We start from the raw sequence: 17196 nt of genomic DNA on the forward strand, positions 1-17196 counted from the left end.
CCTACCCCTCAACCCCGGCCCCGACAACCAAATTCGCAAATAGCGAATTTCACCACATCCCCTCCCCCTTCATGCGCTCGATCTCGGCAATCGCCCGCTCGCGCTGCCGCTCCCGGCGAATGATCTCGGACACGGCTGCATCGTCCGACTTGTCGGCGTAGCGGAATTCACTGTCGGCGTATCGGTTGATCTCCTGCAGGATCATTTCCATCGTCACAGGCCCGCGCAGCTCGGAGATCATCGCCTTCTTCTCGTCGTAGCTCTTGTGGACGAAGGCTTGCGGGCTTTCGAACCAGGCATCGGGCAGTTCGACATCCATGGCCCGCATCTTGATCGCATCGGTGATGTTCTTGATCGCACGGCCGGTGAAGCGCGGTTCGGCGAGCTTGATCGCATGCAGATAGGCGCCGACATCGGCCAGGGTCTCGATTTTGCCCTCGGACGTCTCGTAGCGTTCCCAGACGGCAACCAGGCCGTCTTCCCTGGGGCGGTCGTGCTCGCCATAGGAGCGGCTGACGGCCTTCTGGATCTCCTGACCGGCGAACAACTGGTGTTCGCCAAGCGGGATGGAATGGTTCTTGCCGACCAGCAGCGAGAAGATGTCGATATAGTCCTCGCGTGTCTGCGGCCCGTCGACCAGCCAGCGGGCACCGGCGCGCTGGCGCAGCGCATCGTCGACGTTTTCAGGATAGTTGGAGAACATCCCGAAAGTGGCATTGCCGCGCACCACGGTCGAGGCGCCGGCAAAGCTCTCCATCAGCACGGCCGTCACCTCGTGCTGGCCGGCGGACGCCCGGTCGTCCGAGCGCTTGGCCGTCACCTGGTCGACGTCGTCGATCGTGCCGAAGCCGATGACGCGCGGGTTGAGCACGGCGTTGACGAAGCTCTTGGCATTCTGGCCCGACTTGCCCTGATAGGACGAGATCTGGTCGACGCCGAAATTCTCGTAGTGAAAGGCGTAGCCGGCCATCTGGCAGTAGTCGTTCAAGAGACCCGCCAGCATCTGGATCAGGATCGTCTTGCCCGTGCCCGGCATGCCGTCGCCGATGAAGGTGAACAGAAAACCGCCGAGATCGACGAAGGGGTTCATCTGCCGGTCGAAATCATAGGCCATCAGCATCTTGGCGAGCTTGAGCGCCTGATATTTGGCGATGTGGTTGCCGACGATCTCTTCCGGCTTCTTGAAGCTCATCGTCAGCGGCTTCGACTTTGCCCCCGGCACAGCGTCGAAACCACTGAGGGTGAAATCGTCCTGATCGACTCGGATATGGGCGTTTTCGAAGACGCCGAGATGCTCGAAGCGCGCCTTGCGCGTCAGAAGCCCGTCCAGCGCGAGATCTGCGACACCACGCACCCGGCCGATCAACGTCGCGTCGTCACCGGCACCCTGCACGGCCGTATCGATGCCGGCGATCATGCTTTTAAGCGCATCCTGCGCCGTGTCGAACAGGAAATCCGGCGCACGGATGCCATCGAGCTGCTCGCCCTCGCCAGCCACTGTGGACTTCAGGTAAGCGGCGAAGGCAAAGGCTGCGACATAGGCCTGGGAGGTGAGAAGCGCCTTGAAACGGGCGGCTTCCTCGCCCTGCAGGGGCGCACTGATATTGCGGGCCTGCAGAGGCTCCAGCTCGCTCTGCCGGGCAAAAACCTCCGATATCGCAAGCGCCACCTGCACGCCGCGGCGCACGCGGTAGAGCACGGTATGCTGGGCAGGCGTCAGCAGCGGATCGGCGGTGCCGCTCGCCTGGATGGTCTTGGCAAGCTCGATCTCACGGGTGCGCCGCACGGACCCGGTCGAGACCGTCGAGACGAAACGCCGCCCAGTCCCGGCGATCGGCGCACCGGAGGTAGCCTCGCCCTGATCGAGCACCACGAACCGCGTCACGAGCCCCTGAGCGACCGCGAGATGCTTGGCGATATCGTCTTCCCGTAGCGTGGTCAGCCCTGCCGTCAGTTCACTCATGCTCAGACCTCGCTCACGACCTGGTTGCCGGAAATCACGTGCACCTTGAAATTGCCGAAGATCGGCTTGATCTCGCCGGCTGCATACAGTGCCTGATAGGCGTCGTGCGGCACCAGCGCGTGCTTCTCATAGGTCGAGACCCCCATGCGCGCGGCCTCCAGATCATGCGTCTCGATGTGGAATTCCTGTGAGGCCGGCGTCGAGGAGAAGAAGCCCTTCACCGCCGGCTGCTCGCGCTTGGAAAACACCTCCTGCACCGTCCAGGTCATCACCCAGGCATTCTCAGGTCTGCGCACCCGGTCGAGAATTTCGGTCACGCGGCCGGAATTCTGGGTCAAACCCGTCGAATAGAGCGGCCCGAGCACCACGCGCCGGACGGACTTCGGATGAAGGTTGGGAAAGTCCCGGTCCATATTGGTGGCGATCGTGGCCGGGGTCAGGGAGTAGGCCGAGTTCTTCGCACAGAAATCGTCGAATATGCGGGCGAGTTCGGGATTGAGCAGGCCGCCGACGGGCAGCGGGATCTCGACGGTATCGTTCAGCCTGCCGTCGTCTGAAACCAGGATCTTCGTGACGTTCTCGGAGGAATCCTCGATCGTCGCGAGATAGATCATGGGCAGCGTGTTCACCCCGTCGAACGCGGCCCAGGTGACCAGATAGGACGGCCGGCGCGATTGCGCATTGACGCTCACGGCAACGGTCGTCGGCAGCACGAAGGGCGAGAAGATCTCGCCCGCACTGACCTGTTCCAGATAGAGCCGTTCGGCGATCTGCTGCTGCAGGGCGGCGGGAAAATCCTTCTGCCGCAGAATGAAATCGACCATTTCGGCGCGCAGCTTGTCGACGGCAGGGATCGTGGAAAGCCTGGACGTCGCTCCCGCCCGATCGTTCTCCAGTTCCAGCACGTTCTGGAAGATCGGAAAGCCGCTTTCGGCCTGGGCGATCTTGAACTGGCCGGTGAAGCCGATGCGGTTTTGCCAGGAGGTGAAGGAGTTCCTCAATCGGTCGAGATAAGGCAGGAGATAGAGCGTCGGCGGCCCCGTCTCGCCGAAGCGGCGATCGGACTGGCCGAAGAATTGCTCGAGCCCTGACAGCGCCGAGGCCATGGTGGCGAAATAGTGCGACACGGCACTGTTACGATCGACGACGTTCATGCCCCTCCCCCCATCGAATCGACCGCGCACCGCGAGCGCGGCACGCGGCCTGATGGCCGCGTCCACATCAACGGCACGCTCAAGGCTTCACGTAATTGGCCGCATTGTGCTTGTCGAGAACGGACTGGAAGCGGCGCGCAAAGGCCTCGTCGGCGAGCTTCTTGCGGCGCTGGATGTCCTGCGTCGAGAGCATGTTCTTCTCGTGCAGCTCCAGGAGATCGCCGATATGCCGCTGTGCGGCGGCCCCGATGCCGGCCATGGTCTCTTCTGCGGCCGTATCGACCTGGCTTCCGAGCGTGTTGATCCGGTGTGCCACATCCTGCTGGGCAGCAGTCTTCAGCGAATCTTCGAGGGCCTTGTAGAGAACGATGCGCTGCTCTGTGTCGATGGTCAGCTTGTTGATCAGCGTGTTCTGCGCGGCGATCTGGTTGTTGAGGCTGTCGACGAAGGTCTGGAACATCGAGGTATAGCGTTCCAGCGTCTGGCTTTCGGCCAGCAGTTCCTGTTCGCGCGCCTGCGCCTGATTGTAATCGGTCGCCAGCTTCGAACGATCGGCCTCGAGTGCCGTGCGTTCCGACGTGTCGGTGGACGCGGCGATCTTGTTCTCGATATCGAGCAGCGCCGGGTTGAGCGTCTCGATTTTATTCTGGGTCTCTTCGAGATTGGCGATCGTCTGCTTGCGCCGTTCGATCACCTGCACGAGGCTCGCCTCGGATGTCTTGTAGCGCTCCTCGAGAACCATTTTCTGCTCTTTGAGAATGCCGACGATGCTGTCGGACTTGGCAAGCAGTTCCTGCAGATTGCCGGCGAGCGACATGTTGCGGACGCGCTCGGTGCGCATGCGCTGCGCCTTCTGCTTGGAGAAGATCCCGATGAACTTTTCCATGCCGGAAAAGCTCTTCATGCTTTCGAACTCCGCACCGAAGACATTGGTCGCGTCTTCAAGCCCGATGATCAGGTCGGCGATGTTGGATTCCATCACCTTCTGCTGGCTGAGGACATCGGAAATCCGCGCATTCTCGATGTCGAAATCCTGACCCGTCAGCTTGGAATCGCTCTTGGCGAGCGTATCCAGCACCACCCCGGACTGCTCGATCTTGCCGCGCATCTCCGAGACGATCTTGCGCGTCTTCTCGATCTCGCTGTCGAACGATTGCAAAGTCGCCATGTCGTCTCCCCATCCCTCATTCCGGCAGCGTGCCGGATTCGTTGCTACCATAGCGCGTTTCCCCGTGCAGGAAAGTATCGCATCGCACAGGGACCGTTGCCTTCACCCGATATGGATGGCCGCAGCGGCCACACAAGAGGCGCTAGCAGAGAAATGCGACAGCCGCGAAACGGCTGCCGCATCGGGATCTTCGACTTGGATCACTGCCCGCCGGCAGCGGGATCCTTGAGATAGGCGATGATGTTGACGAGATCCTCGTCCTTCTTCACGCCGGCATAGGCCATCTTGGTGCCTTTCACGACGGCCTTTGGCGCCTTGAGATATTGAGACAGTGTCGCCTCGTCCCAGACCTTGCCCTGGCCGAATTCGGTCATGGCCGGCGAATATTTGTAGCTTGCGATCGAGGCGATCGGGCGGCCGACGACACCTTGCAGGTGCGGGCCGACCTTGTTCTTTGCCTCGGTCGCGACGTGACAGGCCTGACAGGCCTTGAACGCCTTGGCGCCGGCGACCGGATCACCGTCGGCAAAAGCGGGCAACGGTGTTGCCGTCAGTGCGAGCAGCACGATCAGTGAAGACGTCTTCATCGAAACTCCTATCTCCCAAAAAGGCGCGTAGGCGCCGCGCCCATCGCATCACCTGTTCGCATGAGATGCAAGGCGACGCTTTGACGCCCATCAAGTCCCGAACTTTTTTTTGCAGTGCCGCAGCGCCCTGCCCGCAAAGGCGCTCAAGTCGCAAACAGGGCCGGTGCCGCGGCGCAAACGCACGGGCATCCTTGCAATTCTCTGGTATTGAATGTTGACTTGGGAACATTAAAAAAAAACGGGAGTCTTTCAATGACGCATCTCTCCACCTACCGCCGCACACTCGTGGCCGCCGTTTCACTCTTCGCCGTCTCGGCGATGCCGCTTTCGGCTCAGGAAGCCGCAAGCTGCTCCAGCGTCCGCTTCTCGGATGTCGGCTGGACCGACATCACCGCGACGACCGCAACGGCCTCCGTTGTCCTGAAGGCACTGGGTTACGAGCCGACCACGACGGTCCTCTCCGTTCCGGTGACCTATTCGTCGCTGAAGAACAAGGACATCGACGTTTTCCTCGGCAACTGGATGCCGACCATGGAAGGCGACATCGCCCCCTATCGCGAAGACAAGTCGGTCGAGATTTTCGGGCCGAACCTCGAAGGCGCGAAATACACGCTCGCCACCAACGCCAAGGGCGCTGAACTCGGGATCAAGGACTTCGCCGACATTGCGAAGAACAAGGATGCCCTGGATGGCAAGATCTACGGCATCGAGCCCGGCAATGACGGCAACCGCCTGATCCTCGACATGATCGACGGCAACAAGTTCGAACTCGGTGACTTCGAAGTCGTCGAATCCTCCGAACAGGGCATGCTGGCCCAGGTCGCCCGCTCCGAGAAGGATGACGTTCCGGTTGTCTTCCTCGGCTGGGAACCGCATCCGATGAATGCCAATTTCAAGCTGACCTACCTGTCCGGCGGCGACGATGTCTTCGGGCCTGATTTCGGTGGCGCGACCATTTTCACCAACACCCGCGCCGGCTATACGGCCGAATGCCCGAATGTCGGCAAGTTCGTCACCAATCTGAAGTTCACGCTCCAGATGGAAAACGAGATCATGGGCAAGATCCTGAATGACGGTCAGGATGCCGAAGAGGCTGCAAGCGACTGGCTGAAGGCCAATCCGGCCGCCATCGAGCCCTGGCTCGCCGGCGTGACCACCAAGGACGGCGGCGACGGCCTCGGCGCTGTGAAGGCGGCGCTGGGCCTCTGATCCCTGTCCATCGATCGTGGAACCGCGCGGCTGGCAAGGGGATCCGGCCGCGCGGACTCCCAGGCATTGAACCTGTGGCCAATCGGGGACAAACATGGAATTTCTGACAGACAACAAACTGCCCATCGGACCCTGGTCGAAGAATGTCGTCGACTGGCTGACCGACAACGTCGATTTTGTATTCGACTTCATTGCGGACATTCTGAGCGCGTCGATCGATGCGATGCTCTTCGTTCTCCAGGGACCGTTTCTCGATGACACCCCGGTCGAAAGCTTCTACCCGCTTTTCATGATCCTGCTGTTTTCGCTGGTCGCCTGGCTCATGCGCCGTTCGCTTGGCGTAGTCGCTTTCACCTTTCTCGGCCTTCTGCTGATCTACAATCAGGGCTACTGGAAGGAGACGATGGAGACGCTGGCGCTGGTGCTGGCCGCGACATGTGTCTGCATGGTCATCGGCCTGCCGATCGGCATCGCCTGCGCCCGCCGTCCCTGGCTCTATGCCGGCGTCCGTCCGGTGCTTGACCTGATGCAGACGATCCCGACCTTCGTTTACCTCATTCCGGCCCTCATCCTCTTCGGGCTCGGCATGGTACCCGGCCTGATCGCGACCGTGATCTTCGCCATCGCCGCCCCAATTCGCCTCACCCGCCTCGGCATCATTTCGACGCCGCCCTCGCTGGTCGAAGCGGCGATTGCCTTCGGCGCCACGCCGATGCAGGTGCTGCGCAAGGTCGAATTGCCCTTCGCCATGCCGCAGATCATGGCCGGTCTCACCCAGACGATCATGCTCTCGCTGTCGATGGTCGTCATCGCGGCGCTGGTCGGCGCGAGCGGTCTCGGCGTGCCTGTCGTCCGCGCGCTGAACACCGTGAACATCGCCCGGGGCTTCGAAGCAGGCCTCTGCATCGTGATCCTCGCCATCATCCTGGACCGGATCTTCCGCATGCCTGGAGAAGACGCATGACCGACGCAGTGATCTTCGACAATGTCGACATCGTCTTTGGCAACAATCCGCAGAATGCCCTGCAAATGCTTGATCAGGGCAAGAGCCGCGACGAGATCGGCGCCGAAACCGGCCTCGTGCTCGGCGTCGCCCATGCTTCGCTAACCGTCAAGGAAGGCGAAATCCTGGTCCTGATGGGCCTCTCTGGCTCGGGCAAGTCGACGTTGCTGCGCGCCGTCAACGCACTCGCCCCCGTGGTTCGCGGCAATGTCAGCGTGCGAACCGAGAACGGCTATGTCGATCCCTACAAGGCCTCGGCCCAGGTGCTGCGCGACCTGCGCATGCACACGGTCTCCATGGTCTTCCAGCAGTTCGGGCTCCTGCCATGGCGGACGGTTGCCGACAATGTCGGCTTCGGTCTCGAACTCGCCGGCGTGCCGGAAGCGGAACGCAGGGAAAGGGTCGCTGCCGAGCTCGAACTCGTCAATCTGTCGACCTGGGCCGACCGCAAGGTGAACGAGCTGTCGGGCGGCATGCAGCAGCGTGTGGGCCTCGCCCGTGCCTTTGCGACAGGCGCCCCGATCCTCCTGATGGATGAACCCTTCTCGGCGCTGGACCCGTTGATCCGCACGCGCCTGCAGGATGAACTGCTCGAATTCCAGGCCCGGCTGAAGAAGACCATCCTCTTCGTCAGCCACGATCTCGACGAGGCCTTCCGCATCGGCAACCGCATCGCCATCATGGAAGGTGGGCACATCATCCAATGCGGCACGCCGCAGGAGATCGTCCAGAACCCGACCAACCAGTATGTCGCCGATTTCGTACAGAACCTGAACCCGATCAACATGTTGACCGCATCCGACGTGATGCGCCCCGGCACCGGGGGTCAACAGAGCCAGGTGACGGGGACGACGTCACCGCTGACGCCGCTGGTCGAGGTGCTGGATGCGCTCGCGCGTCAACCCGGCACGATCGGGGTCGTTGACAACGGCGCCGTGATCGGCACGATCGATGCTCAGGATGTGGTGAGCGGATTGACGAAGCACCGTCGCAAGGCCTGAGCAGGCCTGCACGCAACCCGTCCAAGGTGCATGCAGGAGCCACGACATGAATGACAAGCCCCAGGTGATCAGGGACACGGACGACAATGCGCGCCGCCAGGCGCGCATTTTGCTGAGGGGCGCCCGCTTTGCGGCGATCGGCGTGATCGACCCGGAAACCGGCTTTCCCTCCGTCAGCCGCGTCCTGCTCGGTATGGACCGTGATGGCGCGCCGGTCATACTGGTCTCGAGCCTCTCTGCCCACACGACCGCCCTACTTGCCGATCCGCGCGTATCCTTGCTCACCGGCGAGCCGGCCAAGGGCGACCCGCTGGCCCATCCACGTCTGACGCTGCAATGCACAGCAGAAAAGGTCGAACGCGAAAGCGAGGCCCATGCAAGGCTGCGACGCCGATTCCTTGCCCGCCATCCCAAATCACAGCTCTACATCGATTTTCCCGACTTTCGATTCTTTCGCCTGCGACCGGAACGGGCGAGCCTCAACGGAGGCTTCGGGCGTGCCTATCATTTGAGCAGACAGGATTTTCTCATCCCGGAAACGGACCCGGAGGTCGCATTTGACGAAGAGGCTATACTGCAAGAATTAGGGGGCAGGCATCCCGATCTGGCAGGGCGTCTCGCCACCGTCTTTCATGCAGCACCCGAGGGTGATTGGCGCATATCGGCGATTGATTCGCAGGGAATCGATCTTGTTTTCAAAGACTTGCTGATCCGCCACGAATTTGTGACGCCCGTCACAAATCCACAGGACATGCTATTAGAGTTACCTAAATCAGTATACGCAGTACCTTAAATTTAGGCATATACAATTGTGATGGCGCTGGTAGAGTTTGGCCTCTAGTTAAGTGATGTATTTTCAACGACTGCCATTCCCCCCCAGGTCAATCGACCAAGGAAAGTTGAACTGAGATGAAAACAAAAGCACTGTCCGAACAGTCGACCGTCGCGGCTGGCTTGCTCTCCGCCATGGCAAACCCGAAGCGACTCATGATCCTCTGCAGCCTCGTTGAGGGTGAGGTTCCTGTCGGCGTTCTGGCGACCCAGGTGGGCCTGAGCCAGTCGGCTCTGTCGCAGCACCTGTCGAAGCTTCGAGCACAGAAGCTCGTGAAGACCCGGCGCGACGCGCAGACCATCTATTATTCCTCGACTTCCGAGTCGGTGATCAAGATCCTTTCCACCCTGGAAAGCATCTATTGCCCTCCGGTAGCGAGCAAGTCCGCCGCTTGATGACAGCGCTCCCAAAGGCGTGACGATCCGGAACGGAGAACCCGTCCCGGCGCGCTGGCGAGCCTGATCTCTTGCGACTTGAGAAATCGAGAAGCCCCGTTCGGCGAACGCCCACGGGGCTTCTTGCATTTTTGCCCAAGCCCGGCGCCGGCAGCAGACCACCGGCAGCGTCCTTCCATCACCCGAATTCAGCGATCCATGACCATTGTTGATGCACCCTTGCCGGTGGGTTGACCATGCCTTGCGCCCTGCTAACGTGGCGGCGCAATCAACGGATTTCGGCCTTAGCGGCTGACAGCCGGGAGAGTGGCCGCCCGCGACCAAAGGGCCATGGAGAACACGATGTCTAACCGCCTGAATTCCACGCCGAACGACCTGCGCGCCTTCTGGATGCCGTTCACCGCGAACCGCCAGTACAAGAAGGAGCCACGCCTTTTCGTCGGCGCCAAGGACATGCACTACACCACCCATGACGGCCGCCAGGTGCTTGATGGCACCGCCGGCCTCTGGTGCGTCAATGCCGGTCACTGCCGCCCGCTGATCACGGAAGCGATTCGCGAGCAGGCCGGCGAGCTCGATTATGCGCCGGCCTTCCAGCTCGGCCATCCCAAGGCCTTCGAACTGGCCAACCGCCTGATCGACATTGCCCCCGACAACATGGCGCATGTTCTCTACACCAATTCCGGTTCTGAATCGGTGGAGACGGCGCTCAAGGTGGCGCTCGCCTATCAGCGCGTGAAGGGACAAGGCTCCCGCACCAGGCTGATCGGCCGCGAACGCGGCTATCACGGTGTCAATTTCGGTGGCATCTCCGTCGGCGGCATCGTCTCCAACCGCAAGATGTTCGGCACACTTCTGACCGGCGTCGATCACATGCCGCATACCCACCAGCTTGCCAAGAACGCCTTCACCAAGGGCATACCGGAGCACGGCGGCGATCTCGCCGACGAGCTGGAGCGCATCGTGACCTTGCACGACGCATCGACGATTGCCGCTGTCATCGTCGAGCCGGTTGCCGGCTCCACCGGCGTGTTGATCCCGCCGAAGGGCTACCTGCAGCGCCTGCGCGAGATCTGCAGCAAACACGGCATCCTGCTGATCTTCGACGAAGTCATCACCGGTTTCGGCCGCCTCGGCGCCCCGTTTGCGTCGCAGTATTTCGACGTGAAACCCGACATCATGATCACCGCCAAGGGCCTGACCAATGGCGTCATCCCGATGGGTGCGGTCTTCGTGACGGCCGAGATCCACGACGCCTTCATGACCGGCCCCGATCACATGATCGAGTTCTTCCACGGCTACACCTATTCCGGCAATCCGATCGCCTCGGCCGCAGCCCTGGGCACCCTCGACACCTATCGCGACGAGAACCTGCTTACCCGTGCGGCCGACATCGCGCCCTATTGGGAAGAGAAGCTGCATTCGCTGCGCGATTGCCCGAATGTCATCGACATCAGAAATCTCGGCCTGATCGGCGCGATCGAATTGAAACCGATCGACGGCGAACCGACAAAGCGCGCCTTTAACGCCTTCCTCGAGGCCTACAATGACGGCCTCCTGATCCGCACGACGGGCGACATCATCGCGCTGTCGCCACCGCTGATCATCACCCATGAGCAGATCGACGAACTGTTCGACAAGCTGCGCAAGGTGCTGATGAACAACATCTGAACCCTGCCTTGCAGGCACTCCCAAAGCGGCCCTTCGGGGCCGCTTTTTTTGTCGGGGCTTGCGCGAGGCTGACCATGCGGCGCGCGCCATGCTTGTCCTCTGATCCGCCATCCCGTATCTTCCGCGGACTCGCACGTTCGATCCTGGCGCAGATGACCGCGAAAGGCTCGACCGACGACTGAAAGCCCATCCGGAAGCGATATCTCCGACATCAGGTCGCGAATGCCGCAACCGGATCAGGTCCCGGGAGGATTTCCGTGGTCGACCTCTTCAAGCGCATGTTCGGTAAAGACGTGTCCCCTTCCATACCTCGAACTGCGATTGCCCCGGAGCCGGAGGCGATTTCGGCGGCCCGCGCCGACGAGGCCCGCCTTGCGGCGCGCCGGGCGCAGATCAGCAATGATCTCTTCGAATTGCAGCAGATCGCCATGGCCGAACTGGCGCTGCGTCGCGAACAGGATGCAGCCGCGGAAAAGGCTGGATTCGAGTCGGAAGGCCAGGGTCTCGGCGGTCGCGTCCTCAGCCTCTGACAGACGTCCAGGCGCGAGTTTATCCTGCCCTGACAAAGCTGTGGCGTGATCACACGCCGCAGCATCAGGTCTTTTGTCGCAGCCGGTTTTTGTCTAAACCAACCGTGGGGAGCAACAAAAGAACCCGAATGGCGCGAAAACCGACATAGATCGCTCGCGCCAACCCAAGGAGCAGGACATGAAAATCCATTTTCTCGCCAGCGCGGCTCTGGCCGCGTTGATCGCTGCAGCCCCCGCCGCCCGTGCCGACATCGTTCTCGGGCTCATGGCGCCACTGACGGGCCCACTGGCCGCCGTCGGCGCCCAGGTGAAGAACGGCGCCGAGACCGCGGTCGAGGAAATCAACAAGAAGGGCGGCATCAACGGCGAACAGGTTTCGCTCAAGGTCGCCGACGATGCCGGAGAGCCGAAGCAGGGCGTATCGGCTGCCAACCAGCTGGTCGGTGACGGCGTGATGTTCGTCGTCGGTCCGGTGACCTCGGGCGTCGCCGTTCCAGCCTCCGATGTCTTCGCCGAAAACGGCGCCCTGATGGTAACCCCGACCGCAACCGCACCCGATCTCACCGCCCGTGGCCTGTCGACGGTCCTGCGCACCTGCGGCCGTGACGACCAGCAGGCGGAAGTGGCCGCAGCCTACGTCGTGGCCAACTTCAAGGACAAGAAGGTCGCGATCCTTAATGACAAGGGTCAGTACGGCAAGGGTCTCGCCGACGCCTTCAAGGCAACGCTGAATGCTGCCGGCATCGAGGAAGTCTTCAACGACGCCCTCACCCCGGGCGAAAAGGACTTCAGCGCGCTGACCACCCGTCTCAAGGCGGAAGGCGTCGAAGTGATCTATTTCGGCGGCTATTATCCGGAAGCCGGCCTCCTTTCGCGCCAGCTGCAGGACATCGGCGTAGCCGCGACCCTGATCGGCGGTGACGGCCTGTCGAGCACCGAATTTGCCACCATCGGCGGCGAAGCTGCCAATGGCGTCATCTTCACCAATGCGGCCGATGCGCTGAAGAACGAAGACAGCAAGGCAGCGTCTGCTGCCCTTGCCGCCAAGAACATCCCGGCCGAAGCGTTCACGCTCAACGCCTATGCTGCCGTCGAAGTCATTGCCGCCGGCATCACAAAAGCCGGCAGCGCAGACGACGCTGAAGCAGTTGCGGCAGCCCTCAAGGACGGTACGGAAATTCCGACCGCCATCGGCAAGCTCACCTATGGCGAAACCGGCGACCTCACCTCGCAGAGCTTTTCGCTCTACAAGTGGGACGGTGGCCAGGCGGTCGCCGCCGAGTAAGCCTGCAGATGATCAGACACAGAAAAGGCGGTCCGGAAGGGCCGCCTTTTTTGGTCTGGGAATCTGGGGCCTTGTCATTGCCGCAGCCAATCGCGGCGGAGCACCAATTGCGCATTGGCCGAGCACAGGATGCATTCGGCGTCGAACAGGATGATCGGGGCATCGGCTGCGGGATGTGCGTCCATGAGACGGTACGCAGGCCCGGACCACGGCTGCATCAGAGGGACAAGGCGTTCTTCTGTCCTGCCGCTTTGCGCCGATAGGGCAGAAGAAAGAGATAGATGCCCGTCGCGAGCAACGGCAGAAGCGGCACGAGCGCCAAAAATCCGATCCATTGCGGTGAACCCGGGATCATCATGGCGACGATATTGGCGACGACGGCTATCGTGAAGGCCAGCGAGAGCCATCGGTGCCATTGGCGAATACGGTGACTTGCGGACATGGCAATCCTTTCGTGAAAGAACGACGGTGATAGTCATGGGGCCGCGTCTACGCGACCCGGCCGAGGACGGCTTCGAGGCCGTCGAAATAGCGCGGCCAGCCCATTCTGGCGCCGCCATAGAATTGCGGCTGGTCACGTCGGAAGCCGGTCTGCTCCATGCGAAGGAGCGTTCCAGAAGCGCTCGGGGTGAGTGTCCGGGTCACGAGACTCTTCAAGGCTCCGGAGTTCCAGCTATATGCGAGACGCCTGGCAGGCTCGACCACCTGGACCTCGCAATCGACCGAGCCCCAGTCGGCGCAGAGCGTGAAGCGATGGCCGACCTCCGGGGCAAATGCGTTCTGCATCAGCCACTCGGCGATGAGTTCGGGCTGGGTGAGCGCGCGCCAGATCTTTTCTGGCGCATGGCGAAACTCCCGCTCGACTACGACGGAGAGACTTTCTGTGCTGCGGTCGGTCATTGGTCCATCCTGTCTAGGAGATCATCGAGCGCATTGAAACGAGCCTCCCAGAAGCCTTCCATCTGTCGCGCCCACGCGACAAGCGGATCGAGACCCTCACTGCGCACACTGTAGTGGCTCTGGCGGCCGCTGACCCGGTCCTCCACCAGACCCGCGCGCTTCAAAACGGCGAGGTGCTTGGAAACGGCAGGCTGCGAAACGCCAGCACCAGCGGTCAGCGCACCGACGGTCTGCGCGCCATCGCGGCAAAGTCGTTCGAATAGCCCTCGTCGGGTCGGGTCGCCGAGCGCGGAAAAGAGACTGTCGGTCGAGATATCCATGCAAGATCCATAACTCTTCGGCTATGGATTTCTTATAACCGTAGAGTTATTTGATTGTCAATCCGGCGCGGCGACCACCTACGCGATCAACGCCGGTGACAGGGTTCACGGCTATGTTAGACTTCGTCCCGATGGCGGGCCGAGGAGTTGAGATGAAAAAGGGATACAAAACCTTGTTGGCGGAAGCAGAGGATTTGGTCGAGGCTGTTTCGCCGAGCGAAGCCGGCAGGCTCCTTGGCGCGAGCAATGTCGTTTTCGTCGACCTGCGCGACCCCCGCGAGCGCGAAAGAGAGGGAACGATTGCGAATGCCTTTTCCTGCCCGCGCGGCATGCTGGAATTCTGGATCGATCCCGAAAGCCCCTACCACAAGCCTGTCTTTGCCGAAGACAAGCTGTTCCTGTTTTTCTGCGCCAGCGGCTGGCGCTCGGCGCTCGCCACAAAGACGGCAATGGAGATGGGGCTGGAAACGGTTTGCCATCTCGAAGGCGGCCTGACCGCCTGGCGAAACGCCGGACTGCCGGTGGAGCCCGTGGCGGCGAAGGTGAAGACATGAGCGCTGCCGGCCGCCGGTTGAACGCCGGCAGCAATTGCCCTATCTTGGAGCATGAAAGCCGCACGACCGCAGCCCCTTGCGAATGACTGCATCAGGCCTGGTCGATCAAGCGCCGCCGCCCGCCGCTGTCGTGTCGATGACATCATGTCAAAGGCCGGGGACCAAGGGCACGTCTCGTCAGGAGACAATCATGGTCGAACGCATAAGCCGCACGTCCAGCAGTGAAGCCTCCAGCCAAACGGAAGCAGGGTCAACTCTGAACCTCGATTCCGATCCCATGAGCGCCTGGGTCGCCTCCCGTCAGTCGAAGATCAATCATGACATCGAGGAACGGCATCGGCAGGCCGAAGAAGAGCGGGCGCGCAACGGCTCGCCAAGTGACGATGGTGAGACCCGACACGCGCTATCGCCGCGCCAATGGCCTGATCCCTCGGAGACGCCCGATCCGCTCGCAGATGGCAATGATGAACCGCGCCTTTCCGGAGAGAGCGAGCGCATCGGCACCCAGAACTTCGACGAGGACACGCCCTTCGGCAACCGCGTCGTGATCGTCTGACAGCGTGCCGCCTCCCATCGCTTGCGCCGTGAGGTCGATATCGACTGAGCCGACAAACGGCTGAGCCGCATAGGCACATTCACCTGCGACCATCCGGCCCCGACACATCCGCGTCGCACTTTGCCGGCAATCCCTCTAGGATGCCGCCAAACAGACGAGGACCGCCATGCCCCATACGATTCGCATCGAAAACGCAGACCTCATCGTCGAGGTATCCACGCTCGGCGCGGAGATGCAGTCCCTGAAGACGGCCGACGGCCGAAACTGGCTGTGGAACGGCGACGCGGCCTGGTGGACCGGGCGCTCGCCGATCCTCTTTCCGATCGTCGGCAAGGCGCCGGGGGATTTGCTGGCGGTCAATGGCACGACCTATCCCATGGCCCAGCACGGCATCGCACGGCGCCGCGAGTTCACGCTCGTCGAGCAGAACACGAACGCCTGCTGCCACGAACTCGCATCCACATCCGAGACCCGCGCAGTCTACCCCTTCGATTTCCGCCTGACACTGGAGCACCGCCTCGACGGCCGCAAACTGTCGGTGACTGCCACTGTCGAGAACACGGGCGGCACGCCCCTCCCCTTCGGCATCGGCTTTCACCCCGCCTTTCTCTGGCCGCTCCCGGGCGCGGAGAACAAACCTCATGCGGTGACACTCGACAATGGCGCCGAGCCCGGCGTGGTGCAGCTCGAAGACGGGCTGATAGGAAAAACGCTGCCGACCTCTCCCTTCAAGGCCGGCCGGCTCGAACTTTCGCATTCGCTGTTCGACAACGATGCGCTCATCTTTCCGGAAGGCGCGGGAACCGCCCTCACCTACGGCGCCGAGGGCGGCCCCTCGCTCTTCTTCACCTTCCAGAACCTGCCCAATATTGCGCTCTGGCAAAAGCCCGGCGCGCCCTTCCTCTGCATCGAGCCCTGGCATGGCATGGCGGCGCATGCCGGCGGCACGGCGGAACTGGTCGAGCGGCCCTACACGCTGGCGCTGGCGGCGGGAGATGCGATGCGGTTCGGGTTTTCAGTCGAGATCGGTCGCTGAATGCATGTCGCGGTGATGCGCCGTCATCACCCGCCGGCGCTTGGCCTCGCGGGGAACGGCTCCCGCCAGGCGGGGATCGTGTTGAGCTGATCATGCCAGCGCTTGATATGCTCGAAGTCGTCAAGCGGCAATCGCGCTGACCTCCAATAGGGTAAAGCCGCGGCCAGTGCGAAATCCGCAACGGACAGGCGATCGGCGACGACGAAGATCCTATGTGCGAGATGGCTGTCCAGCACCTGAGCAAACTGCCGGAGCTGGAGTTCGGCTTGCTCGACGACAGCAGGATCAGGAGCTTGCCCGAACAGCGGCCTGACTTCGTTTTCGAACCACAGTGTCGCCGCATGCAACGTGAAATGACTCGCGTCCCAGCTGAGCCAGCGCATCACATCGGGTTGTCGGTCGTCCTTCGGCCAGAAATCCGCGCCCGTCATGTCCGACAAGAAACACATGATTGCATTCGCCTCCCACAGGCTTTGTCCTTCGCCATATTGCAGAACCGGGACTTTCCCATTGGGATTGAGCGCCAGGAACTCCGGCGTTCGCTACTCGCCATTCGCCAAGTCGACGCGCACAAATTCGAGATCCGCATTGAGATAGCGCGCTGCAGCGCAGGCTTTTCGTGAGTTGAGCGTCTCGCAATAGAATAGCTTCATGGCGGTCATCGGAACTCACCCCCTCTATCCGTATCCGATAGGATCTCGGCCAGCCGTTCGAACGCCCCAGCCGAGCCTCTTTCAACCGTCGCGCCCGGCCAGACTACTAGAGAGTGCCTGGCGAACCTTCATCAGCGTGCCGCCATCCTATTCGACCAGATCCACGGTCACAACTGTCTCCGGTGATCCTCGACCATCGGGCAGTTCCCAGGCATGGGTAGACACCAGCTTTTCAGGTGGAAATACCTCCAGATATTCGCCGCTGACCCCAGTGCTCTTCGGCGCAGCATAACGATCGGCATTCGCGTAACCCGAGCAGGTGCTAAACCGGAGTTTCGTTTGACGAGCCTTGCCACTAGACTGGTACCTCACAGATGGA

18 protein-coding genes and 1 pseudogene are annotated in these 17196 nt (G+C 61.7%); 11 read left to right on the forward strand and 8 right to left on the reverse strand.

Features of this window, described 5'->3' with window-relative positions:
* Window positions 1-49: 49 nt before the first annotated feature.
* The 4 genes from LJE98_RS06130 to LJE98_RS06145 form a co-directional block, all read right to left on the reverse strand.
* Window positions 50-1963 (reverse strand): AAA family ATPase, encoded by a 1914-nt coding sequence (locus LJE98_RS06130; RefSeq protein ID WP_229574221.1) that lies wholly within the window; start codon window positions 1961-1963, stop codon window positions 50-52.
* 2 nt (window positions 1964-1965) lie between these two features.
* Window positions 1966-3117 carry a hypothetical protein gene (locus tag LJE98_RS06135; protein ID WP_229574222.1) on the reverse strand — a complete coding sequence of 384 codons (1152 nt, stop codon included), beginning with the start codon at window positions 3115-3117 and terminating at the stop codon, window positions 1966-1968.
* Between the two features lie 79 nt (window positions 3118-3196).
* Window positions 3197-4285, reverse strand: coding sequence for a hypothetical protein (locus LJE98_RS06140; RefSeq protein ID WP_229574223.1), 1089 nt, complete (start codon window positions 4283-4285; stop codon window positions 3197-3199).
* A gap of 200 nt (window positions 4286-4485) precedes the next feature.
* Window positions 4486-4872, reverse strand: coding sequence for a c-type cytochrome (locus LJE98_RS06145; protein WP_229574225.1), 387 nt, complete (start codon window positions 4870-4872; stop codon window positions 4486-4488).
* Between the two features lie 318 nt (window positions 4873-5190).
* Between LJE98_RS06145 and LJE98_RS06150 the strand changes: the two genes are divergently transcribed.
* The 8 genes from LJE98_RS06150 to LJE98_RS06185 all read left to right on the forward strand — a co-directional run bounded on the left by LJE98_RS06150 (window position 5191) and on the right by LJE98_RS06185 (window position 12798).
* Window positions 5191-6081, forward strand: a complete 891-nt coding sequence (locus LJE98_RS06150) for a choline ABC transporter substrate-binding protein (protein ID WP_229574936.1) — start codon at window positions 5191-5193, stop codon at window positions 6079-6081.
* Between the two features lie 94 nt (window positions 6082-6175).
* The gene (choW, locus tag LJE98_RS06155; protein WP_229574227.1) at window positions 6176-7045 is read left to right on the forward strand and encodes a choline ABC transporter permease subunit; all 870 of its coding nucleotides are present in this window, start codon (window positions 6176-6178) and stop codon (window positions 7043-7045) included.
* Complete coding sequence (gene choV / locus LJE98_RS06160) at window positions 7042-8085, forward strand: choline ABC transporter ATP-binding protein (protein WP_229574229.1); 1044 nt, start codon at window positions 7042-7044, stop codon at window positions 8083-8085. The genes choW and choV overlap by 4 nt, the downstream gene beginning before the upstream one ends.
* A gap of 46 nt (window positions 8086-8131) precedes the next feature.
* Window positions 8132-8878: a HugZ family protein gene (locus LJE98_RS06165; protein WP_229574230.1), complete on the forward strand. Its 747-nt coding sequence runs from the start codon at window positions 8132-8134 to the stop codon at window positions 8876-8878.
* 116 nt (window positions 8879-8994) lie between these two features.
* The gene (locus LJE98_RS06170; RefSeq protein ID WP_229574231.1) at window positions 8995-9312 is read left to right on the forward strand and encodes an ArsR/SmtB family transcription factor; all 318 of its coding nucleotides are present in this window, start codon (window positions 8995-8997) and stop codon (window positions 9310-9312) included.
* Between the two features lie 342 nt (window positions 9313-9654).
* Window positions 9655-10983 (forward strand): aspartate aminotransferase family protein, encoded by a 1329-nt coding sequence (locus LJE98_RS06175; RefSeq protein WP_229574232.1) that lies wholly within the window; start codon window positions 9655-9657, stop codon window positions 10981-10983.
* Between the two features lie 257 nt (window positions 10984-11240).
* The gene (locus LJE98_RS06180; protein WP_229574233.1) at window positions 11241-11513 is read left to right on the forward strand and encodes a hypothetical protein; all 273 of its coding nucleotides are present in this window, start codon (window positions 11241-11243) and stop codon (window positions 11511-11513) included.
* Between the two features lie 178 nt (window positions 11514-11691).
* A complete protein-coding gene (locus LJE98_RS06185) occupies window positions 11692-12798 on the forward strand; it encodes a branched-chain amino acid ABC transporter substrate-binding protein (RefSeq protein ID WP_229574234.1) in 1107 nt (368 codons plus the stop codon).
* Between the two features lie 217 nt (window positions 12799-13015).
* Here the strand turns inward: LJE98_RS06185 and LJE98_RS06190 are convergent, their stop codons facing one another.
* From LJE98_RS06190 to LJE98_RS06200, 3 genes are read right to left on the reverse strand one after another with little or no spacing between them, the layout of a single operon-like run.
* Window positions 13016-13240 (reverse strand): hypothetical protein, encoded by a 225-nt coding sequence (locus tag LJE98_RS06190; RefSeq protein WP_229574235.1) that lies wholly within the window; start codon window positions 13238-13240, stop codon window positions 13016-13018.
* 47 nt (window positions 13241-13287) lie between these two features.
* Window positions 13288-13698, reverse strand: coding sequence for an SRPBCC family protein (locus tag LJE98_RS06195; protein WP_229574236.1), 411 nt, complete (start codon window positions 13696-13698; stop codon window positions 13288-13290).
* Window positions 13695-14018 carry an ArsR/SmtB family transcription factor gene (locus tag LJE98_RS06200; RefSeq protein ID WP_229574237.1) on the reverse strand — a complete coding sequence of 108 codons (324 nt, stop codon included), beginning with the start codon at window positions 14016-14018 and terminating at the stop codon, window positions 13695-13697. Before LJE98_RS06200 ends, LJE98_RS06195 begins: the two co-directional genes overlap by 4 nt.
* Before the next feature lie 152 nt (window positions 14019-14170).
* Here LJE98_RS06200 and LJE98_RS06205 point away from each other — a divergent pair, with 152 nt between their 5' ends.
* From LJE98_RS06205 to LJE98_RS06215, 3 genes are all read left to right on the forward strand, one after another.
* Entirely contained in the window at window positions 14171-14572 is a 402-nt protein-coding gene (locus LJE98_RS06205; RefSeq protein ID WP_229574239.1) for a rhodanese-like domain-containing protein, read from the forward strand.
* A gap of 190 nt (window positions 14573-14762) precedes the next feature.
* Window positions 14763-15128, forward strand: coding sequence for a hypothetical protein (locus LJE98_RS06210; protein ID WP_229574241.1), 366 nt, complete (start codon window positions 14763-14765; stop codon window positions 15126-15128).
* A gap of 166 nt (window positions 15129-15294) precedes the next feature.
* Window positions 15295-16164, forward strand: a complete 870-nt coding sequence (locus LJE98_RS06215) for an aldose 1-epimerase family protein (RefSeq protein WP_229574243.1) — start codon at window positions 15295-15297, stop codon at window positions 16162-16164.
* 26 nt (window positions 16165-16190) lie between these two features.
* Here LJE98_RS06215 and LJE98_RS06220 read toward each other — a convergent pair.
* Window positions 16191-16817, reverse strand: a pseudogene (locus LJE98_RS06220) (glutathione S-transferase family protein).
* Between the last annotated feature and the right edge of the window lie 379 nt (window positions 16818-17196).

Origin of the sequence: Rhizobium sp. 'Codium 1' (assembly GCF_020889605.1) — a bacterium.
GTDB classification, from domain to species: domain Bacteria; phylum Pseudomonadota; class Alphaproteobacteria; order Rhizobiales; family Rhizobiaceae; genus Allorhizobium; species Allorhizobium algae.

Bases quoted from the DNA above. Each gene is read 5' to 3' on its own strand.
- LJE98_RS06185 (WP_229574234.1), top strand. From the start codon at position 11,692: ATGAAAATCCATTTTCTCGCCAGCGCGGCTCTGGCCGCGTTGATCGCT.
- LJE98_RS06175 (WP_229574232.1), top strand. From the start codon at position 9,655: ATGTCTAACCGCCTGAATTCCACGCCGAACGACCTGCGCGCCTTCTGG.
- choW (WP_229574227.1), top strand. From the start codon at position 6,176: ATGGAATTTCTGACAGACAACAAACTGCCCATCGGACCCTGGTCGAAG.
- LJE98_RS06205 (WP_229574239.1), top strand. From the start codon at position 14,171: ATGAAAAAGGGATACAAAACCTTGTTGGCGGAAGCAGAGGATTTGGTC.
- LJE98_RS06200 (WP_229574237.1), bottom strand. From the start codon at position 14,018: ATGGATATCTCGACCGACAGTCTCTTTTCCGCGCTCGGCGACCCGACC.
- LJE98_RS06165 (WP_229574230.1), top strand. From the start codon at position 8,132: ATGAATGACAAGCCCCAGGTGATCAGGGACACGGACGACAATGCGCGC.
- LJE98_RS06195 (WP_229574236.1), bottom strand. From the start codon at position 13,698: ATGACCGACCGCAGCACAGAAAGTCTCTCCGTCGTAGTCGAGCGGGAG.
- LJE98_RS06170 (WP_229574231.1), top strand. From the start codon at position 8,995: ATGAAAACAAAAGCACTGTCCGAACAGTCGACCGTCGCGGCTGGCTTG.
- LJE98_RS06135 (WP_229574222.1), bottom strand. From the start codon at position 3,117: ATGAACGTCGTCGATCGTAACAGTGCCGTGTCGCACTATTTCGCCACC.
- LJE98_RS06215 (WP_229574243.1), top strand. From the start codon at position 15,295: ATGCCCCATACGATTCGCATCGAAAACGCAGACCTCATCGTCGAGGTA.
- LJE98_RS06150 (WP_229574936.1), top strand. From the start codon at position 5,191: ATGCCGCTTTCGGCTCAGGAAGCCGCAAGCTGCTCCAGCGTCCGCTTC.
- LJE98_RS06145 (WP_229574225.1), bottom strand. From the start codon at position 4,872: ATGAAGACGTCTTCACTGATCGTGCTGCTCGCACTGACGGCAACACCG.
- LJE98_RS06210 (WP_229574241.1), top strand. From the start codon at position 14,763: ATGGTCGAACGCATAAGCCGCACGTCCAGCAGTGAAGCCTCCAGCCAA.
- LJE98_RS06130 (WP_229574221.1), bottom strand. From the start codon at position 1,963: ATGAGTGAACTGACGGCAGGGCTGACCACGCTACGGGAAGACGATATC.
- LJE98_RS06140 (WP_229574223.1), bottom strand. From the start codon at position 4,285: ATGGCGACTTTGCAATCGTTCGACAGCGAGATCGAGAAGACGCGCAAG.
- LJE98_RS06190 (WP_229574235.1), bottom strand. From the start codon at position 13,240: ATGTCCGCAAGTCACCGTATTCGCCAATGGCACCGATGGCTCTCGCTG.
- choV (WP_229574229.1), top strand. From the start codon at position 7,042: ATGACCGACGCAGTGATCTTCGACAATGTCGACATCGTCTTTGGCAAC.